At 69.0% G+C, this 18,605-nt stretch carries 18 protein-coding genes; 12 read left to right on the top strand and 6 right to left on the bottom strand.

Features of this window, described 5'->3' with window-relative positions; genetic code table 11:
• Positions 1-16 precede the first annotated feature (16 nt).
• Positions 17-1,045 carry an iron chelate uptake ABC transporter family permease subunit gene (locus HDC31_RS13600; protein ID WP_046747428.1) on the top strand — a complete coding sequence of 343 codons (1,029 nt, stop codon included), beginning with the start codon at positions 17-19 and terminating at the stop codon, positions 1,043-1,045.
• The gene (locus tag HDC31_RS13595; RefSeq protein WP_046747285.1) at positions 1,042-1,797 is read left to right on the top strand and encodes an ABC transporter ATP-binding protein; all 756 of its coding nucleotides are present in this window, start codon (positions 1,042-1,044) and stop codon (positions 1,795-1,797) included. The genes HDC31_RS13600 and HDC31_RS13595 overlap by 4 nt, the downstream gene beginning before the upstream one ends.
• 51 nt (positions 1,798-1,848) lie before the next feature.
• On the opposite strand, the gene HDC31_RS13590 is transcribed toward HDC31_RS13595, so the two are convergent.
• Genes HDC31_RS13590 through HDC31_RS13580 form a run of 3 tightly spaced genes read right to left on the bottom strand, consistent with a single transcriptional unit; the run spans position 1,849 to position 3,780 of the window.
• Positions 1,849-2,046 (bottom strand): hypothetical protein, encoded by a 198-nt coding sequence (locus tag HDC31_RS13590; RefSeq protein ID WP_021198082.1) that lies wholly within the window; start codon positions 2,044-2,046, stop codon positions 1,849-1,851.
• Positions 2,047-2,068: 22 nt separating this feature from the next.
• A complete protein-coding gene (locus tag HDC31_RS13585) occupies positions 2,069-3,028 on the bottom strand; it encodes a DNA-3-methyladenine glycosylase (protein ID WP_113680085.1) in 960 nt (319 codons plus the stop codon).
• A gap of 44 nt (positions 3,029-3,072) precedes the next feature.
• Positions 3,073-3,780 carry a winged helix-turn-helix domain-containing protein gene (locus HDC31_RS13580; RefSeq protein ID WP_058630499.1) on the bottom strand — a complete coding sequence of 236 codons (708 nt, stop codon included), beginning with the start codon at positions 3,778-3,780 and terminating at the stop codon, positions 3,073-3,075.
• A gap of 333 nt (positions 3,781-4,113) precedes the next feature.
• Between HDC31_RS13580 and HDC31_RS13575 the strand changes: the two genes are divergently transcribed.
• The 4 genes from HDC31_RS13575 to HDC31_RS13560 all read left to right on the top strand — a co-directional run bounded on the left by HDC31_RS13575 (position 4,114) and on the right by HDC31_RS13560 (position 9,367).
• Positions 4,114-4,422: a GNAT family N-acetyltransferase gene (locus HDC31_RS13575; RefSeq protein WP_058630449.1), complete on the top strand. Its 309-nt coding sequence runs from the start codon at positions 4,114-4,116 to the stop codon at positions 4,420-4,422.
• Positions 4,423-4,474: 52 nt separating this feature from the next.
• Positions 4,475-4,957: a DIP1984 family protein gene (locus HDC31_RS13570; RefSeq protein ID WP_046747288.1), complete on the top strand. Its 483-nt coding sequence runs from the start codon at positions 4,475-4,477 to the stop codon at positions 4,955-4,957.
• A 255-nt stretch (positions 4,958-5,212) separates the two neighbouring features.
• Positions 5,213-6,382 carry an exonuclease SbcCD subunit D gene (locus tag HDC31_RS13565; RefSeq protein ID WP_179516208.1) on the top strand — a complete coding sequence of 390 codons (1,170 nt, stop codon included), beginning with the start codon at positions 5,213-5,215 and terminating at the stop codon, positions 6,380-6,382.
• Positions 6,383-9,367, top strand: coding sequence for an AAA family ATPase (locus HDC31_RS13560; RefSeq protein WP_179516207.1), 2,985 nt, complete (start codon positions 6,383-6,385; stop codon positions 9,365-9,367).
• Between the two features lie 30 nt (positions 9,368-9,397).
• Here HDC31_RS13560 and HDC31_RS13555 read toward each other — a convergent pair whose 3' ends face one another.
• On the bottom strand, positions 9,398-9,955 hold the full coding sequence (locus HDC31_RS13555) for a nucleoside phosphorylase (protein ID WP_046747291.1): 558 nt from the start codon (positions 9,953-9,955) through the stop codon (positions 9,398-9,400).
• Positions 9,956-10,062: 107 nt separating this feature from the next.
• Between HDC31_RS13555 and nadE the strand changes: the two genes are divergently transcribed.
• The 3 genes from nadE to HDC31_RS13540 all read left to right on the top strand — a co-directional run bounded on the left by nadE (position 10,063) and on the right by HDC31_RS13540 (position 15,205).
• A complete protein-coding gene (gene nadE / locus HDC31_RS13550) occupies positions 10,063-10,881 on the top strand; it encodes an ammonia-dependent NAD(+) synthetase (RefSeq protein WP_061015528.1) in 819 nt (272 codons plus the stop codon).
• Positions 10,882-10,964: 83 nt separating this feature from the next.
• Complete coding sequence (locus tag HDC31_RS13545) at positions 10,965-14,435, top strand: bifunctional RecB family nuclease/DEAD/DEAH box helicase (RefSeq protein ID WP_113680960.1); 3,471 nt, start codon at positions 10,965-10,967, stop codon at positions 14,433-14,435.
• On the top strand, positions 14,432-15,205 hold the full coding sequence (locus tag HDC31_RS13540) for a hypothetical protein (RefSeq protein WP_113680959.1): 774 nt from the start codon (positions 14,432-14,434) through the stop codon (positions 15,203-15,205). The genes HDC31_RS13545 and HDC31_RS13540 overlap by 4 nt, the downstream gene beginning before the upstream one ends.
• 39 nt (positions 15,206-15,244) lie before the next feature.
• Here HDC31_RS13540 and upp read toward each other — a convergent pair whose 3' ends face one another.
• Positions 15,245-15,877, bottom strand: coding sequence for a uracil phosphoribosyltransferase (upp, locus tag HDC31_RS13535; protein ID WP_021198071.1), 633 nt, complete (start codon positions 15,875-15,877; stop codon positions 15,245-15,247).
• 80 nt (positions 15,878-15,957) lie between these two features.
• On the opposite strand from upp, the gene tadA reads away from it, so the two are divergent.
• Entirely contained in the window at positions 15,958-16,413 is a 456-nt protein-coding gene (gene tadA / locus HDC31_RS13530) for a tRNA adenosine(34) deaminase TadA (RefSeq protein ID WP_058630456.1), read from the top strand.
• Positions 16,414-16,426: 13 nt separating this feature from the next.
• On the opposite strand, the gene HDC31_RS13525 is transcribed toward tadA, so the two are convergent.
• The gene (locus HDC31_RS13525) at positions 16,427-17,398 is read right to left on the bottom strand and encodes a cation diffusion facilitator family transporter (protein ID WP_058630457.1); all 972 of its coding nucleotides are present in this window, start codon (positions 17,396-17,398) and stop codon (positions 16,427-16,429) included.
• Between the two features lie 59 nt (positions 17,399-17,457).
• On the opposite strand from HDC31_RS13525, the gene proC reads away from it, so the two are divergent.
• Both proC and HDC31_RS13515 read left to right on the top strand, forming a co-directional pair.
• Positions 17,458-18,297, top strand: coding sequence for a pyrroline-5-carboxylate reductase (gene proC / locus HDC31_RS13520; protein WP_179516206.1), 840 nt, complete (start codon positions 17,458-17,460; stop codon positions 18,295-18,297).
• Between the two features lie 3 nt (positions 18,298-18,300).
• Positions 18,301-18,588 carry a DUF1905 domain-containing protein gene (locus HDC31_RS13515; RefSeq protein ID WP_113680958.1) on the top strand — a complete coding sequence of 96 codons (288 nt, stop codon included), beginning with the start codon at positions 18,301-18,303 and terminating at the stop codon, positions 18,586-18,588.
• The last annotated feature ends 17 nt before the right edge of the window (positions 18,589-18,605 follow it).

Here is an 18,605-nt window from a genome sequence, read left to right as displayed (position 1 = left end):
CGTGATGCGCGCCGCGATGAGCGACGCGGCGACTGCCGGAGGGCTCCGTTCGGCGGGCTCCTTCACGACCCCGCAGGCGCGGCGTCGGTACTTCCTCGTGCTCGGCATCCTCATCGTCCTCGCCGCAGGTTCCGGTTTCGGTCTGCTCGCGTGGGCGAATCCCATGCCCGTCGGCTCCGCGGGCTTCTGGCGCATCGCTCAGCACCGGGCGACAGACGTGACCGTGATGGCGCTCGTCGCCGTCGCTCAGGCCGTCGCCACGGTGAGCTTCCAGACCGTGACGAACAACCGCATCATCACGCCGTCGATCATGGGCTTCGAGTCGCTGTACCGGGTGGTGCAGACCTCGACCGTGTATCTGTTCGGCGTGGCGGGCATCGTTGCCATCCAGGGCGTGGGGCAGTTCGCGATCCAGGTGGCGATCATGGTCGGCCTCGCGGTGGCGCTCTACGGCTGGCTGCTCTCGGGTCGTTACGGCAACCTGCAGATCATGCTCCTCGTCGGCATCGTGATCGGAGGCGGTCTCGGCGCGATCGCCACCTTCATGCAGCGTCTGCTCACCCCCAGCGAGTTCGACGTGCTCGCCGCGCGTCTGTTCGGCAACGTGTCCAACGCCGATCCCTCGTACCTGCCGCTGGCGATCCCGCTGGTGGTCGCGGCCTCGGGGCTGCTGTGGCTGCGCTCGCGCCGGCTCAACCTGATGGCACTCGGTCCGGATGCCGCGCGCTCACTCGGCGTCGATCATCGGCGCGAGCTGTTCATCGTGCTGTTCCTCGTCGCCGTGCTCATGGCGACCTCGACCGCGTTGGTGGGGCCGATGACCTTCCTCGGCTTCCTGGTCGCGACGCTCGCGTACCAGTTCGCCGATACCCATGATCACCGGCTGATCTTCCCGGTCGCCGTGCTCACGGCCTTCACCATCCTGGCCGGGGCGTATTTCGTGATGAAGAACATCTTCTACGCGCAGGGCATGGTGTCGATCCTGATCGAGCTCGTGGGCGGCATCGTGTTCCTCATCGTCATCCTCAGAAAGGGCAGGCTGTGATCGCACTCGACGGCGTCCGCCGGGACTACAGCAGCGAGGTCGCGATCGGCCCCGTCGACCTCGAGATCCCCGCCGGCGGCATCACCGCTCTCATCGGTCCGAACGGTGCAGGCAAGTCGACTCTGCTCACGATGATCGGGCGTCTCAGCGGGATGGACGCCGGAGCCATCGAGATCGCCGGACTCGATGTGGCCTCCACGAAGTCGAAGGACCTGGCGAAGGTCGTGTCGATCCTGCGCCAGGAGAACCACTTCGTCACGCGCCTCACCGTGCGTCAACTGGTCGGCTTCGGGCGCTTCCCGCATTCGAAGGGTCGGCTGAACCGCGCGGATGAGGAGATCATCAGTCGAGCCATCGACTTCCTCGACCTCGGCGCGCTGGAGGGCAGGTATCTCGACGAGCTCTCCGGTGGGCAGCGCCAGCGCGCCTACGTCGCGATGGTCCTCGCGCAGGACACCGAGTTCGTGCTGCTGGACGAGCCGCTCAACAACCTCGACATGCGGCATGCGGTGCAGATGATGAAGCACCTGCGACGCGCGTCGGAGGAGCTCGGACGCACGATCGTCATCGTGCTGCACGACATCAACTTCGCGAGCCACTACGCCGACCACATCTGCGCCATGAAGGATGGAGCCGTCGTGGAGTTCGGGGCGCCGGCCGCGATCATGACGGACGACGTCCTCACACGGGTCTTCGACACTCCCGTGCGCGTTGTCGACGGTCCGTCAGGGCCGCTCGCCGTCTACTACTGAACTGTGCCGCTACTGAGCTGTGCCGCGTTCCCACGGGCGAGGGGATCGAGGTCAGAGCTCGATGCCGTGGTCCTCGTCGTTGACGCCGGCGTTGTTGCCGCGCCGCGATTCGTACCCGAGGAACCAGCCCAGCCACACGATCGCGGCGAGCAGCACACCGAGCCAGACGTTCTGGAAGATCAGCCCGATCACGACGCCGACGATCAGAAGGCCGACGGTGACGAGGATGCGCAGCATGGAACGGGACATGGCACCAGCATAGGTGCCGGTGTCAGCGGCGGCGATGGTCCTCCGGTGCGAGGCGAGGACCCCGTCGCGGTTCCTGCACACCGCTGGCGTGGATGAGGCGCACGACGCGTTGCCGCTGCCCGGACCAGGGGGAGAGGAGTTCGATCATCCCGTCGTCATCGGTGCGAGTGCCGGTCAGGGCGTAGCCGACCTGGTGGGCGAGGTGGTAGTCACCGACGCTCACCGCGTCGGGGTCGCCGAGCGAGCGGATGCGGGTCTCCGCCGATGTCCACACCCCCACGCCGGGAAGGCTCGTGAGCACCCGATCGCGATCAGCCCCTGTGGAGGCCGTGCGTACGGCGCGGGCGATGCGGTCTCCGCGTTCAGCCGCACGCACGATGGTGCGAGACTGCGGTGGCTCGACTCCGGCTCTGTGCCAGGCCCAGGAAGGGATCCGGTGCCACTGCTCAGGTGCTGGCGCGGTGAACATCGGGCGCGGCGTCGGTCCCGGCGCGCGCGTTCCGAAGCGGCTGACCAGCCAGCGCCACGCGCCGAAGGCCTGCATGCCGGTCACCTTCTGCTCGATGATCGCGCACGCGAGCGCGTCGAACACCTCGTCGGTGCGGGTCAGGCGCAGTCCCGGATGCCGCCGCGCGGAATCGGCGATGAGGGGGTGATGCGACGGATCGAAGTCCCCGGCGTCGTCGTGCGCCCCGCACAGGGCGGGGACGAGCTCGAGGGCCGAACCCGATCCGGGGCCCCACGCCGTCGCGCGCACCTCGCCGCCGATCATTCGCAGCGCCAGGGTGGCCGGTCCGAGCGGCGTGCGCATCGCCCGCCAGATGACCGGCCCGTCGATGACCATCGTCGGGTCGTTGCCACCGCGTCGGAGCATACCCACGGTGCTGCGCAGATCGAGCTCGTGCGGCGGTCGGTAGACCGTCTCTCGAGGGGCCTCCGAGCGAGCGGCTCCTGCCTCAGCGGGGTCGGCCGTCAGAGTCATGCGCCCACCCTACGCTCCGGTCCTGACACCGGAGTCCTGGGTGCTCAGAACCGGTCGGGCGAGGGCGTGCCGTGACCGTAGCGGATCACGACGTCGGCGTGCCGATCGAAGCGGTAGCCGATTCCGCGCACGGTGCGCACGATGTCCTCGTAGCGACCCAGCTTCGCCCGGAGGCGGCGCACGTGCACGTCGATCGTGCGCTCGCCCGGCGTCTCGTCGTCCTGTGCCTGCCAGAGCGCTGACACCAGTTCGCTGCGCTCGATCGTGCGTCCCTCGCGCAGCACCAGGTACTGCAGCAGCTCGAACTCCTTGTAAGTGAAGGCTGCGGACTCGCCGTCGATCAGCACACGCTTGCGGGAGATGTCGACCGTGACGCCGCTCTCCTCGTCGGTGGTCTCCTCCTCGGCGGCGGCCTTGGTGCGGGCGATCGCGCCCGGCTCCTGCAGTGCGAGGCGCACGACGTCGAGGTCGCGCCCTCCCGAACCGTGGGGCGCGAGGGCGACAGTGGCGTGGGTCTCGGCTCCCGGCGCGAGCTCGGCGAGCGTGCGACGCAGGGCATCGACGAGCAGGGGGAGGCTGACTCCGGCCTCTGCGGCCTTGATCTCGTCCAGGCCCACGTAGAGGGCGAAGCCACGGGGTGAGCGCACGGCGGGGAGGTCGGCTCCGGCAGGAGAGAGCGGCGCGGCGGTCTCGGGCTGCGTGCGGACGGCGGCGGTGGTGGCGGGACGCTCGAGAAGTGCGGTGTTCGACATGATGATGAAGTCCTCAGGACGTGAGCCCGGACCGAAAGGGGCTCTGATGCGTTGCATGAATGACCGGCGGAGCCGGGAATCGAGCAAAGGGTGGATGCTCGGTGACACTGACCTCGCAGATGGCGAGGGGTTCAGGTCAGGCGGGGTGGCTGTTCGTTCAGCGACACATTCGGCAACACATGCCAACGCGACCGGGCATCATCATCCCGGCAGTCCTGTTCGCCTCCTGGGCGGACGAGGGGCTTGCGTTGGTAGTCATGGGGGGATTATGTCCGATCGTGACGTCTCATGTCAAAACGCCCGGGCGTCCCTGACGGGCGTAACGTGGTTGCAATGACGATCTCGCACACCGTCGGCGGCTTCATCCTGACCGACGAGAAGGACGCCTCGCGTTACACGCTCATGCGTGACGGCAAGCTCGTGAGCGTGCTCGACTACCGTGACGACGGCCACACGATCGCCCTCACCCGAGCCTTCACGATCCCGACTTTCCGCGGGAACGGCTATGCGGGGAAGGTCGTCGAGGGTGCGGTGGCCGACATCGAGGAGCGCGGCGATCGCAAGGTCGATGCCGTGTGCTGGTACGTGGCCGACTGGTTCGCCGCCCACCCGGAGCGCGCCGGCCTGCTGCGTACTCGCTGACTCTCCGACCGTATGACGAACTGTTACGCCGCGCCCCTGCGAGGATGACGTCATGAAACTCGCCGAGGCCCTCACCGCACGCGCCGACCTGCAGCGCCGGATCGAGCAGCTGCGGGCGCGCATCGTCGCGAACGCCCGCTACCAGGAGGGCGAGGAACCGGCGGAGGATGCCGCCGCCCTGATCGTCGAGGTCGACGCGGCGTTGACGCAACTGCGCGACCTCATCCGCCGCATCAACGCCACCAACGCGCGACTGCATCTGGGTGCGGACGGCACCATGACCGACGCGCTGGCCTCCCGCGACGTGCTCCGTCTTCGGCACTCCGTGCTGACGGATGCGGCAGCCGCCGCTTCGGGGGCCAACGACCAGTTCCTCCGCCAGATGCGTTCGGAGCTGCGTCAGGTCTCCGCACTCCCCGTCTCACAGCTGCGCTCGCGCGCCGACGCCGTCGCGCAGGAGTTGCGTGAGCTCGACAACAGGATCCAGCAGGCGAACTGGTCGAACGATCTCGAGGAGGAGAGCGGGAGTCGGTAGTCACGACGAAGCGGGCACAACCCTCAGCCGGCGGGGCAAGCCGGCACCTGTCGGGCGGAGGGCAGCCCTGATCTCGCATCGCGCAGCCCTGCACTCCGCACAGGTGAAGGTGCACAACGCATCTCGCATCACCGCGTGCCGATCGTCGTGGCGAGGGTGGGTCAGGGGACCTTCCGCTCCCTCCTCCGCGCCGGGTGCGGGCCGCGCACGGCACGCCTCGGACGGAATGTCGGAGGGGGTTCGTACCGTGTGAGTATGCGGATCCTGCACACCTCGGACTGGCACATCGGCCGGACGTTCCATGGCAATTCGACCATGGACGCTCTCGCCGAGGTGCTCGAGTCGCTCACCGCGCAGGTTCGCGACAATGCGGTCGACGTGGTCGTCGTCGCGGGAGACGTCTTCGATTCCGCCACCCCGTCCGGCGCGGCATACACGCTGCTGGGCGATGCGCTGGTGGCGCTGCACGAGACGGGCGCCCGCGTCATCGTCACGAGCGGCAACCACGACTCCGCCGCACGACTCGGGTTCCAGGCGCGCCTTCTCCGCGAGGGCATCCACGTGCTCACAGACCCCCTCGCGGTGGGTGTGCCGGTGACCATCGCCGATGACCACGGACCGGTGCATTTCTACGGCATCCCCTACCTCGAGCCGGCCATCGTGCGTCAGCACTGGCCCGAGGGCGATGCATCCGGGCGTCAGCTGCGCACGCAGGCGCAGACCATGGCGCATGCGATGGACCTGGTCCGCGCCGGCATGGACCAGCGCGGAGGCCGAGCGGTGGCGATCGCGCACTGCTTCGCCGCGGGTGTCGACGCGACCGCCGGGCTCGAGCGCGAGGTGCGACAGGGCGGTCTCGACGTCGTGCCGCTGAGCGTGTTCGACGGACCCGACTACGTGGCGCTCGGCCATATCCACGGACGCCAGCAGCTCAGCGACCGCGTGCGCTACGCGGGCGCGCCTCTGCACTACAGCTTCGGAGAGCAGCACAAGCCCCGTGGTTGCTGGCTCGTCGACATCGACGCCGAAGGACTCGCCGGCGTGGAGTGGATGGAACTGCCGGTGCCTCGGCGGCTCGTCACCCTCACCGGCCCGCTCGACGAGATCCTGTCCACCGAGTTGGTCGCGCAGCACGCGGATGACTGGGTCTGCGCCGTCTACACCGATGCGGTGCCGCAGCGCGAGCCCATGCGGCGTCTTCGCGAGAGCTTCCCGTACTGCGCCATGGTGCAGCACCAGCCGGAGGTGACCGCCGAGGTCGACGAGCGCTCCTATGTGCAGCGGCTGCGCACCGCTGTCACCGATGCCGACCGCATCGATGCCTTCCTCGAGCACGTGCGGGCCGGGCACGGACCCACAGAGGCCGAGAGCGAGCTGATCCGCGCGGTGCTCGACGAGCGGGTGCGTGCCGAGGCGCTCGTCTAGATGCGTCTTCATCGTCTGGTGGTCGAAGGCTTCGGCCCGTTCCGGTCGCGACAGACCGTTGACTTCGACGCCTTCGCCGACGACGGCATCTTCCTGATCGCCGGACGGACCGGGGCGGGCAAGTCGAGCATCCTCGATGCGGTGTGCTTCGGCCTGTACGGCGGGGTGCCTCGATACGAGGGCGGCGAGAAACGCCTCCGAAGCGATCACTGCGAGCCTGACGATCCCTCAGAGGTGGTCGTCGAGTTCAGCACGCCGGCCGGTCGATACCGCGTCACGCGCTCGCCCGAGTACCTGCGCCCGGCCAAGCGCGGTGGTGGCATGACCAAGCAGGCGGCCACCGTGTCGCTCGACGAGTGGACGGACAGTGGATGGATCGGCCGTGCCGCGCGGGCGGTCGACGTAGCCGGCGAGCTCGATGAGATCCTTCAGCTCAGTCGGGAGCAGTTCCTGCAGGTGATCCTGCTCGCACAGAACCGGTTCTCGGAGTTTCTGCTCGCGGGCAGCCGCGATCGCCAGGCACTGCTGCGGCGGCTGTTCGGAACGCAACGATTCGAAGACGTGCAGGCGCGGTTCGACGATCGTCGCCGTGCGGCCGAACAAGTGCTCGGCAGTCGTCTCGCCGCCGTCGAGGCGCGTATCGACGAGGCCGAGAACCTCGTGGTCGCCGGCGGGCTGTCGGGAGACGGCGATGACACCGTGGCGGAGACGTCGCAGGCTCCCGCGTCGATCGACGAGCGGCTGGAGGCCCTCCGGCGGGCGAAGGCTCGCGCCGACTACCGTGCGGAGCGTCGTGCCTCCGATCGCGCCGATGCCGAGCAACAGTCGACCGCTGCCGACGCCGAACTCGCCATCGCCCGAGAGGAACGACGCGCGCAGCAGGAACGCGATCGAGCCAGATCCGCCCTCGAACGCCTCGATGCCGAGGCGCCGTCGATCGAGCACGCCCGTGCCGAGCTCGCCGCGTCGCGCGCCGCCGAGTCGCTTCGTCCGATGATCGCCGCCGCTGCGCGAGCGGCTGGAGCGCTCGAGGCTGCCGGCCTGGAGGAGCAGAACGCCCGCGTGACCGGGCAGGCGATGGGGCTTCCCGTCGACGACGACCTCGAGGCGTGGGCGCAGGAGCGCACCAGGGAGATCGGCGCCTGGCAGCGGGCGCGGGAACTCGAGGAGAGCGCACCGGCTCTGGACGCCGAGGTGCGCGCCGCCGAGGAGGCGGTCGCGGTCGCCACCGCACGCATCCAGGCCGCCGATGCGAAGCGAGCCGCGCTGCCGGAAGAGGTCGCCGCACTCAACGCATCGCGCGACGCGGCGCGGAGCCTGGCAGATCGGGTGGAGGACAGACGGGCGGCACAGGAGACCGCAGACGCACGTCGCGTGGCGGCGCGGGAGGCGGAGAGGCTGCGGACAGCGGAGCTCTCGGTAGACGTCGAGCTCACGCAGGCGACGGCGTTGCATGCGGCGGCTCAGTCCTCGCTGGCCGAGCTGCGCCGGCGCCGCACGGACGGCATGGCGGGAGAACTCGCGTCGACGCTCCGACACGAACAGCCCTGTCCGGTCTGCGGCTCGCTCGAGCACCCTGCGCCGGCCACGCACGCCGATCCCGTCTCGCCGGAGGACATCGCCGTCGCGGAAGAAGCGCGCGACTCCGCGGCCCGGCGGGAAGGCGAGCTGGCATCCAGATCCTCTGCGCTCCGCGCCGAACTCGCGGCCGCCACCGCTCGCGCCGACGGGCGCGACGTCGAACGTGCCGAGACCGAGTACGAGGAGGCCGCTGCGGCTCTCGCGGACAGCCGCGCGGCTGTCGAGACGCTGACCGCGCTCGACACGCAGCTCGCGGACCTCGTGACGCGGCTCGAGCATCTCGACACCGAACGAGAAGACGACGCGAGGGCTTTGGCGGAGGCACGCGAACAGCATGCCGTCCTGCGTCAACGTCGCACGGAGGCACAGGAGCTGATCGCCGCGGCGCGGGCTGCATTCCCCACGGTCGCCGAACGGCTGGCGGACAACGAGGTCAAGGTCGCGGCTGCGCGTGCGCTGAGCCAGGCGATCTCCGAGCGCGTGCGCAGGGCCGAGGCCCTCGTCGGCGCCCAGGCACAGCGCGACGCCGGTCTCGCGGACTCCGTGTTCGCTGACGAGGCAGCAGCGGAAGAGGCGCTGCGCCCGCTCTCAGTCCAGGAAGCGCTGGACGCGCGGATCACGCAGCACGCGGTGCAACGGGAGAAGGAGCGGGCCGTGCTGTTCGACCTCGAACTCCGCACCCTGCCGGAAGAGCCCATCGACCTGGCACCGGCCGAACGAGCATCAGCGGAAGCTCGTAGCCTCTGGACCACGGCGGTCGACGAGGCAGCCAAGGCCGCCGGCACCGCGGAACGGCTCGGCGGGCTGATCGATTCTGCCGCGATCGAGCAGGCTCGCAGCGCCGACGAGGCCGCGGAGTTCGAGGTGCTGCAGAACCTCGCGGACACGATCGCGGGCAGGGGCGTCAACACCCGCAAGATGACTTTGGAGACGTTCGTCCTCGCAGCAGAGCTCGAGGAGATCGTCGAGGCGGCCAACCGTCGGCTGCACGAGATGTCCACCGGGCGGTATCAGCTGCGGCACTCCGACGCGCTCGCGGCCCGCGGTGCGGCTTCCGGACTCGGCATCGTGGTGTTCGACGCGTTCACCGGCCAGACCCGACCACCGCAGTCGTTGTCGGGAGGTGAGACCTTCCTCACGTCACTCGCGTTGGCGCTGGGATTGGCCGAGGTCGTGACGGCACGCGCGGGCGGCATCCGCTTGGACACCCTCTTCATCGACGAGGGGTTCGGTTCCCTCGACGGTGACACTCTCGACGTGGCCATGCGCACACTCGATGAGTTGCGTCAGGGCGGCAGGACCGTCGGTGTGATCAGCCATGTCGAGGCCATGCAGGAGCAGATCCCCGCGCAGCTCACGGTGCGAGCGCTGCCCAACGGCCCCAGCATCATCGACGCCCGCTGACGCGGGCCAGTGCGATCCGCCTGTCGCGCGTCAGACGCCGTATTCGCTGCGGATGACGTCGCGCAGCTGCACGCTGCAGCGGGCGACGGCCTCGCGCCAGTCTGTCAGCGCGCCGTCTTCCGCCTGGTCGGACACCGCACGCAACACGCGGATCGGAACACCGAACTGCTCGGCGACCCAGATGAAGGCGTAGGTCTCCATGTCGACCAGTGCAGCACCGGAGGGGCGGATCACGGCGGTGACCTCGGCGTCCTCGACGAAGTGGTCACCGGTCGCGATCAACACGCCGTCGCGTCCGGTGGAGACGCGTGCAGGCAGTGAGACGTGCTGCCCGCGAACGCCGTCGAGGTCGGTGACGTCGTGCTGGAACGCGCTGCCGACCTCGTGGACGGTCGCCTCGAGGCCGGGCTCGATGGCTCCGGCTGTTCCGACCACCACGATCTCGTCGTAGACCTTGGCATCGAGTGCGCGGGTCAGGCCGTACGTGGCCGGCAGCTTTCCGGCGCCGGTCACGAGTCGGTCGAAGCCGTCGAGCTCCTCCGGGAATGCGGACAGTTCGGAATCGAGGGCAGCGACGAGGAGCTTCACCGGTCCATTCTCTCAGGCCTTCGCTGGCAGGAGCATGCGAACGCCGCGGTGTCACCCGGACGTAACACGCAGGGGCGATACTGGTCGAGGACAAGACGGAGGATGACATGTCGTTGCAGAAGCAGATCTCTGAAGACCTCGGCGTCAGGCCCGAGATCGATCCTGAGGCCGAGACCGATCGTCGGATCGGCTTCCTCGCCGACTACCTGCGTGCCACCGGAGCGAAGGGGTTCGTGCTCGGGATCTCGGGCGGGCAGGACTCCACGTTGGCCGGCCGTCTGGCACAGCTCGCGGTGGAGCGTGTGCGCGCCGAGGGCGGCGAGGCGAAGTTCCTCGCGGTGCGTCTGCCCTATCGGGTTCAGCACGATGCCGAAGACGCGGAAGCCGCGCTGGCGTTCATCGCGCCCGACTCCTCCGTCGAGGTCAACATCCAGAACGGTGTCGACGGGGTGGAGGAGGACATCGAGTTCGCGGTCACGAGCGACATCAGCGACTTCAACCGCGGCAACATCAAGGCTCGCGTCCGCATGGTCACGCAGTATGCGCTCGCCGGTCACGACGGACTGCTGGTGATCGGCACCGACCATGCGGCGGAGGCGGTGACCGGCTTCTACACGAAGTTCGGTGACGGCGCTGCCGACATCCTCCCGTTGTCCGGGCTCAGCAAGCGGCAGGGACGCTCGCTGCTGCAGTTCCTCGACGCTCCGGACCGACTCGCCTTCAAGGTGCCGACGGCCGATCTCTTGGACGGCCAGCCCGGACGCGCCGACGAGGACGAACTCGGCCTCACGTACGAGCAGATCGACGACTTCCTCGAGGGGCGCGAGGTCGATCCTGAGGTCGCCGGTCGCATCGAGGCCAGGTATCTCGCGACGCAGCACAAGCGACACCTCCCGGTGACGCCCGACGACACCTGGTGGCGCTGAACCCGCGCGTCGAGGAGCCGTCCGCTTTCGCCTGTGTCCGATGCCGCGGATAGTGTCGAAGCATCCGACAGAACGGGAGCATCGTGCGGATCGACACTCAGGCGCAACGCGTCATCTGGAGCGCGAGCGACCTCAAGGCGGCCGCCGAGTGCGAGTTCGCGTGGGCCCGGGCGATCGACGCGAAGCTGGGGCGCGTCCCCGCCGTCGAAGAGCCGGAGGATGCGACTCTGAAGCGCGCGGCCGAGCTCGGCGACGTGCACGAGCAGAACGTGCTCGACCGGTACATCCACGATCTCGGTGACGAGAACGTGCACCGCATCGAGAAGGTGTCCTCGGTCGACGCGGAAGCGCTCGCTGCGGCAGTCGACGAGACGGTGGCTGCACTGCGCTCGGATGCGCTCGTCGTGTTCCAGGCGGCTTTCGCGACGGACGAGTTCGTCGGGTTCGCGGACTTCCTGCGCAAAGACGATGAGGGGCGCTGGCGTGTGCAGGACTCGAAGCTCGCCCGCAAAGCCCGTGTGACAGCTCTCATGCAGCTCGCGGCATATGTCGACCAGCTCGACCGCCTGCGGATCTCCCGTTCCGACGAGGTGGACCTGATCCTCGGAGACGGCACGCTCAGCACGCACGCCGTCGACGATCTGCTCCCGTTGTTCCAGGTGCGCAGGGCAAGGCTGCGCGCCCTCATCGCGGATCGCCGCATCGCCGACGGCGCCGCGGGCGCTCCTCTGGCCTGGGGCGACGATCGCGGTGACCTCCAGGTGGTCGCCTGCGGGCGCTGCGCGACCTGCGAGGAGCAGGTGCTCGCACACCGGGACCTGCTGATGGTGGCGCGGATGCGTCCGGTGCAGCGAGCTCGGCTCCGGGCTGCAGGCATCGAGACGATCGACGCCCTGGCCGGCGCGATCGAGGCGCCGACGGGGATGAACGCCGATACGTTCGAGACGCTCCGTGCCCAGGCCCGCCTGCAGCTGCGGGCTGACACCGAGGGTGTGCCGACCTTCGACGTGCACTACGCGCAGGCCATCCACACGCTCCCGCTCCCCAGCCACGGCGACATCTTCTTCGATTTCGAGGGCGACCCGCTGTACACCGAGCCTGCTCCCGACGGCGAGGCGCACTGGGGGATCGACTACCTCTTCGGCTGGGTGGACAACGCCGACCAGTACTCGGCACTGTGGGCGCATACGTTCGCCGAAGAGAAGCGGGCGCTAGAGACGTTCCTCGACTTCGTCAATGCCCGCAGAGCGGCGCATCCGGGAATGCACATCTATCACTATGCCCCGTACGAGACCTCGCATCTCGTGGCCATGGCAGCGCGGCACGGAGTGCGCGAAGGCGAGGTCGATCGGCTGCTCCGTGAAGGGGTGTTCGTCGATCTGTATCCGCTCGTGCTGCGGACGGTCAGGGTGGGCTCCCGGTCGTACTCGATCAAGAAGCTCGAGCCGCTCTACATGGGCGACGACGTCCGGACGAGCGACGTGCAGAAGGGTGACGACTCGATCGTGCAGTACGTCGCGGCCCGCGAGCTCGCCGCGGCCGGGCAGCGGTCCGAAGCAGACGCGGTCCTCGCCGACCTCGCCGACTACAACCGCTACGACTGCGTCTCGACACGGCGCCTGCGCAACTGGCTGATCGACATCGCGAGGGAGAAGGGCGTCACGCCGGCGCCCCCCGACGACGCGGACGAGGTCATCTATGAGCCGTCTCCCCGATCGGTCGCGCTCCTCGCCGATGCGGAGCGCGCCGTGGAGGCAGGCGGCGACGGACAGGTGCACCGCATCGCGGCCGCGGCCATCGACTACTTCCCCCGTGAAGCGAAGAGCTTCTGGGTGTCGCACTTCCAGAGGCTGCGCGAACCGGTCACGATGTGGGACGGCACGCGTGATGTGGTGCGGGTAGACCGTCCGTCGTCATCGGTCGTCCGGGAGTGGAGCATCATCGAGGGGCGGAGAGTGATGTCCAGGGACATCGAGATCCGCGGCGAGGTGTCACCCGGCACCACGCTCGGTCCCGGTGCCCAGCCGTTCGCGCTGTACGAGGTGCCAGCCCCGTTCGACACCGAGGTGCCCTCACGCGCCGTCCACGTACCGCACACGGTCACGATCGCCGAGGTGCTCGACGACGGCTACCTCGTCACAGAAGCGGCTGTGCAGGGACAGACCTGGGATGAGCTGCCGCTTGCGCTCACTCCGGCGGCTCCGCCTCGGGTGGTGTCGCTGCAGGGCGCGATCGACGAGTGGGCCGACGCGGTGCACCTGGCCGCGCCGGGCTTCCCCCAGGATGCGGCCACCGACATCCTGCGCCGACTGCCCCCGCGCACCTTCTCGGGCGGCGCGCTCCCGGAAGCAGGTGATGACACGATCGATGCGATCGTGCGCGGAGTGCTCGACCTCGATCACAGCTACCTCGCCGTGCAGGGCCCTCCGGGGACGGGGAAGACCTACACGGGTTCGCGCGTGATCGCGCGTCTGGTCAACGAGCACGGCTTCAAGGTCGGCGTCGTGGCGCAGTCGCACGCCATCATCGACACGCTTCTCGAGCGGATCGTCGCCGACGGCGTCTCGCCCGCCCAGGTGGCGAAGGCGCCGAAGGATCCCGATGCGGACCCGTCATACACCGTGATCCCGAAGAACGGCATGGCCTCCTTCCTCGCCGAGCACGCCGGTGAGGGCGCGGTCGTGGGCGGTACGGCCTGGGACTTCAGCAACACCCAGCGCGTCGAACGGGCCGGGCTCGATCTCCTCGTGATCGACGAGGCGGGGCAGTTCTCGCTCGCCTCGACGATCGCGGTCGCGGCCGGAGCGAAACGGTTGCTGCTCCTCGGCGACCCGCAGCAGCTCCCGCAGGTGAGCCAGGGCGCCCACCCCGAACCGGTGGACACGTCCGCTCTCGGCTGGGTGATGGACGGCGATCCGGTCGTGCGGCCCGAGTACGGCTACTTCCTCGCTCGGTCGTGGCGGATGCACCCCTTCGTGGCCGCTCCGGTGTCGAAGCTCGCCTACGCGGGACAGCTCGCCTCGGCACCCGGAACCGAACTCCGGTCGCTCGAGGGTGTCGACGTGGGTCTCCATGTCATCCCGCTGCGCCACCGCGGAAACGCGACGCAATCGCCCGAGGAAGCGGCAGAGGTCGTCCGCCTGGTCGCCGATCTGGTCGGCCGGGTCTTCACCGACAACGACCCCGAGGCGTCGACGCGACCACTCGCGCAGTCCGACGTCATCGTGGTCACGCCCTACAACGCGCAGCGTCAGCTGGTGCTCGACGCGCTCGCCGACGCCGGCTTCCCCGACGTCCCTGTCGGCACGGTCGACAACTTCCAGGGCAAGGAGGCAGTGGTCTCCATCACCTCGCTCGCGGCGTCGAGCGGTCGGGATGCGCCGCGCGGTCCGGAGTTCCTGCTGCTCCAGAACCGCCTCAACGTCGCGATCTCCCGAGCACAGGTCGTCGCCTACCTGATCCACTCGCCCGCGCTGCTCGACGACCTGCCGTATACGCCTGAGGGCGTCGCCAGGCTCAGCGCGTTCGCCCGGCTCGTCGGAGCGGCCGAGTGAGCGCCCACACCACCGACCAGATCATGCGCGCCGCGGCAGCGTGGGTGTGGTTCCCCCGCGACAGTGAGCACGAGCGCGAGCATCTGCTCCTCGTGCGGGATCCTGCACGGTTCGGCGGGGGAGTGCGAGGTTCGCAGGTCGACTCCGCGCTGTCGGCCGTCGACGTGGTGGATGGCGCACTGGCGCGGACGAGAGCATGGGGCGCCTCGCAGTTCACGTTCTGGACGAATCCTTCCGATCGGCCCGACGTCGAGGACGAGCTTCGGCGACGCGGGGCAGAGCACGTCGATACGGTGGCGGTGTTCGCACGACCCGTCGACGAGGTGGAGGTCGAGGTGCCGTCCGACGTGTCCACCGAGATCGTGCGTACCCTCGATCAGGTACGCGACCTCGACGGCGTCAATGTGCCCGTGTGGCACCAGCAGCCCCTCGATGAGGAGGGTCTCCGGGCCGAACTCGACGAGGTGTCCGCGGCGCTCGAGGCGCAGACCGGGTTCCGTGTGCTCGCGCGCATCGATGGACGCGCCGTCAGCACCGGGGGATGCACGATCGAGGACGGGTTCGTGCGGCTCTGGGGCGCATCCACACTGGAGAGCCACCGCGGTCGCGGCGCCTACCGCGCAGTGCTGGCCGAGAGACTGCGGCAGGGTGCGGCATGGGGAGCGAAGACGGCCCTGGTGAAGGGTCGCGTCTCGACGTCAGCGCCCATCCTCGCCCGTGCGGGCTTCACTCACCACGGAGATGAGCGCGCCTACCGCCTCACCATCTGAGGCGGAAGACGCGCCGAAGAGGTCGTACGCTGCCGAGGATCAGACCGTGCCGTAGAGCCGGTCGCCCGCGTCGCCGAGGCCGGGCACGATGTAGCCCTTCTCGTCGAGACGCTCGTCGAGCGCGCCGAGCACGAGGGTCACGTCGCGGTCGCCGGCCATCGCCTCGATCGCGGCGACGCCCTCGGGAGTGCCGAGCAGGCAGATGGCCGTGACATCCTTGGCGCCGCGGTCGAACAGGAACTGGATCGCGGCGGCGAGCGAACCACCGGTCGCCAGCATGGGGTCGATCGCGAAGCACTGGCGGTCGCTCAGGTCGTCGGGCAACCGCTCGGCGTAGGTGGTCGGCTCGAAGGTGGTCTCATCGCGCACCATGCCGAGGAAGCCGACTTCAGCCGTCGGAAGCAGCTTCACGAGGCCTTCGAGCATGCCGAGACCGGCGCGCAGGATCGGCACCACGATGGGGCGGGGCTCCGAGATCTTCACACCCGTCGTGGTGGTCACCGGGGTCGTGATCTCGATCGGGCTGACCTTCACGTTGCGGGTCGCCTCGTACGCGAGCAGTGTCACGAGCTCCTCCGTGAGCTGTCGGAACACCGGTGAGGGCGTGCGCGCATCGCGCAGCACCGAGAGCTTGTGAGTGATGAGAGGGTGGTCGGCCACGTGAACACGCATGAATACAGGGTAATGCGCCACGCGGTCAGGCACGACATCGGGACTCGGGCCGGGCTCGACGGCTGTCGTAGGCTCGACGCATGACCGCAGCCGACCGACGCGCGATGACGCGTGCCCTCGAGCTCGCCAGCGAAGCGGCCATGGCATCCGAGATCCCGGTCGGAGCGGTGGTCCTCGATCCCGAAGGCCGGATCATCGCGGAGGGACGCAACACTCGCGAGGAGACCCACGACCCGACGGGGCACGCCGAGGTCGAGGCGCTCCGTCGGGCGGCGGCAGCGGTCGGGTCCTGGAATCTCGAGCAGCACACACTCGTGGTGACCCTCGAACCCTGCATCATGTGCGCGGGCGCCGTCCTGCAGGCACGCATCAGTCGCGTGGTGTTCGGAGCATGGGACGACAAGGCCGGTGCTGCCGGATCGATGTACGACGTGCTGCGCGATCGACGGTTGCCCTATCGTGCCGAGGTGGTCGGCGGCGTCGAGGCTGAGGCTGCGACCGCGCTGCTGCGTTCGTTCTTCGAGCAGCGGCGCTGAACGCGGTCCCCGTTCAGTCCGACGACTTCAGCACGAAGACGTCGGTCGAGGGCTCCGGGTCGATCGCGGGGCGGTAGACGTCGGGCTCGATGTAGACGACCCGCGCGACCGGCACGGCCTCCCTGATCCGAGCCTCGATCGCGTCGATGTCGTCGGCGGCCTCCCGCAGCGGCTTGTCCGCGTTGAGGGCGATCTTCGCCGCCACCATCAGCTCGTCCGGGCCGAGGTAGAGGGTCTTCATGTGGATGATCTTCTCGATCTCGTCGCCGGCGTTGATCGCATCCACGATGCGGTCGTGGTCGGCCTGGGTCGCGCCCTCACCGACCAGGAGGCTCTTCGTCTCGACACCCAGCACGATCGCGATCAGCACCAGCAGCACACCGATCATCACGGTGCCGAGTGCGTCGAACATCGGATTGCCGGTGAGCAGCGTGAGGCCGACGCCGAGCAGGGCGAACGTGAGGCCGGTCAGGGCGCCCACGTCCTCCAGCAGCACGACGGGAAGCTCGGGTGCCTTGGAGCGGCGCACGAACGACACCCACGACTGCCCCTTCTCCCGCACGAGGTTGCTCTCCCGCACGGCTGTGCGCAACGAGAACGACTCGAGCCCGATCGCGATGACGAGCACCACGAGCGGAAGCCACCACCACGTCTTGTCGAGCTCATGCGGATTCGTGAGCTTCTCGACGCCCTCGTAGATCGCGAAGAGACCGCCGACCGAGAACAGGATGATCGACACGACGAACGCGTAGACGTAGCGCTCGCGACCGTAGCCGAACGGGTGCGCGCGGTCGGCCTCGCGCCGAGCCTTGCGTCCGCCCAACATCAGGAGCAGCTGGTTGCCGGAGTCCGCGACGGAGTGGATGGCCTCGGCGAGCATCGAGGCGGAGCCGGAGAGCGCCCAGGCGATGAACTTCGCGAGGGCGATTCCCATGTTCGCCAGGAACGCCGCGACGATGGCCTTGTTGCCTCCGGATGCACTCATGGGACGAGTCTAGAACCGCCCGCCCGGGGATGTCGGAGTGCCCGCCGTAGGATGACGACATGTCTGACTCGCTTCCTTCGCTCGCTTTCCTCGGTGCCGGCTCGATGGGCGGTGCGATCCTCCGCGGAGTGGTCGCCTCGGGTGTCCGCATCGATGGCGGGATCACCGCGACGAACCGCACGGCGGAGAAGGCAGAGGCGTTCGCCGGCCTCGACGGGGTCACCAGCATCGCGCTCGCCGATCGGCCGGAGGGCAACGTCGAGGCGGCTGCCGGTGCGCGGATCGTGCTCGTCGGCGTGAAGCCGGCGATGGTGCCGGACCTGCTCCGCGAGATCGCCCCGCACCTCGCCGCTGATGCGATCGTGGTGAGCGTCGCCGCCGGGGTCACGCTGCAGACCTTCGCCGATGTGCTGGGTTCGGAGGCGAGGGTGATCCGCTCGATGCCGAACACGCCGTCAACGGTGCGCAAGGGAGTGACGGGGCTCGCCGCCGGTGCTGCGGTTCCCGCCGAAGACATCGCCCTCGTCCGTCGTCTGTTCGAGACCGTCGGCGCCGTCGTCGAGGTTCCCGAGTCGCAGATCGACGCGCTGTCCACGATCTCGGGATCGGGACCGGCCTACGTGTACCTGCTGATCGAGGAGCTCACCAAGGCCGCCGTCGGCATGGGCTTCACCGATGCGGATGCGCGGCTCATGGTCGAGCAGACGTTCATCGGGGCGACGGCCCTGCTCGACGCCTCCGGCGAGGCTCCTGCAGAGCTGCGCCGTCGGGTCACGAGCCCGAAGGGGACGACGGAGCGGGCGGTCGCCGTGCTGCAGGAAGCACGCCTCGATCGCACCTTCGCGGAGGCTGCGGACGCCGCACTCGCGCGTGCCAGGGAGCTCGCCGCCGGAGCCTGAACCATGCGGCTGAGGATCGAGGGACCCATCTGGTACTGGCGCGGGCCCGCGCCTTTCCACTTCGTCACCGTGCCACCTGCCGAGAGCGAGATGATCCACGAGATCGCCTCTGTCGTGACCTATGGCTGGGGCATGATCCCGGCCAGGGTTTCCGTAGGCACCACCACCGTGGCCACGGCCCCGTGGCCGAAAGACGGCGGCTACATCGTGCCGATCAAGAAGACGCTGCAGGACGGCGAGGGCCTCGGGGTGGACGACGTGATCGAGGTCGTCCTCGACATCGACGCCTGACCCGTCGGGCCTGATGT

The sequence above is a fragment of the Microbacterium sp. JAI119 genome, from assembly GCF_013410135.1.
Classification (GTDB): Bacteria; Actinomycetota; Actinomycetes; order Actinomycetales; family Microbacteriaceae; genus Microbacterium; species Microbacterium oxydans.
Note: the sequence above shows the minus strand (reverse complement) of the source record. Positions and strands in the feature narration are given on the sequence as shown.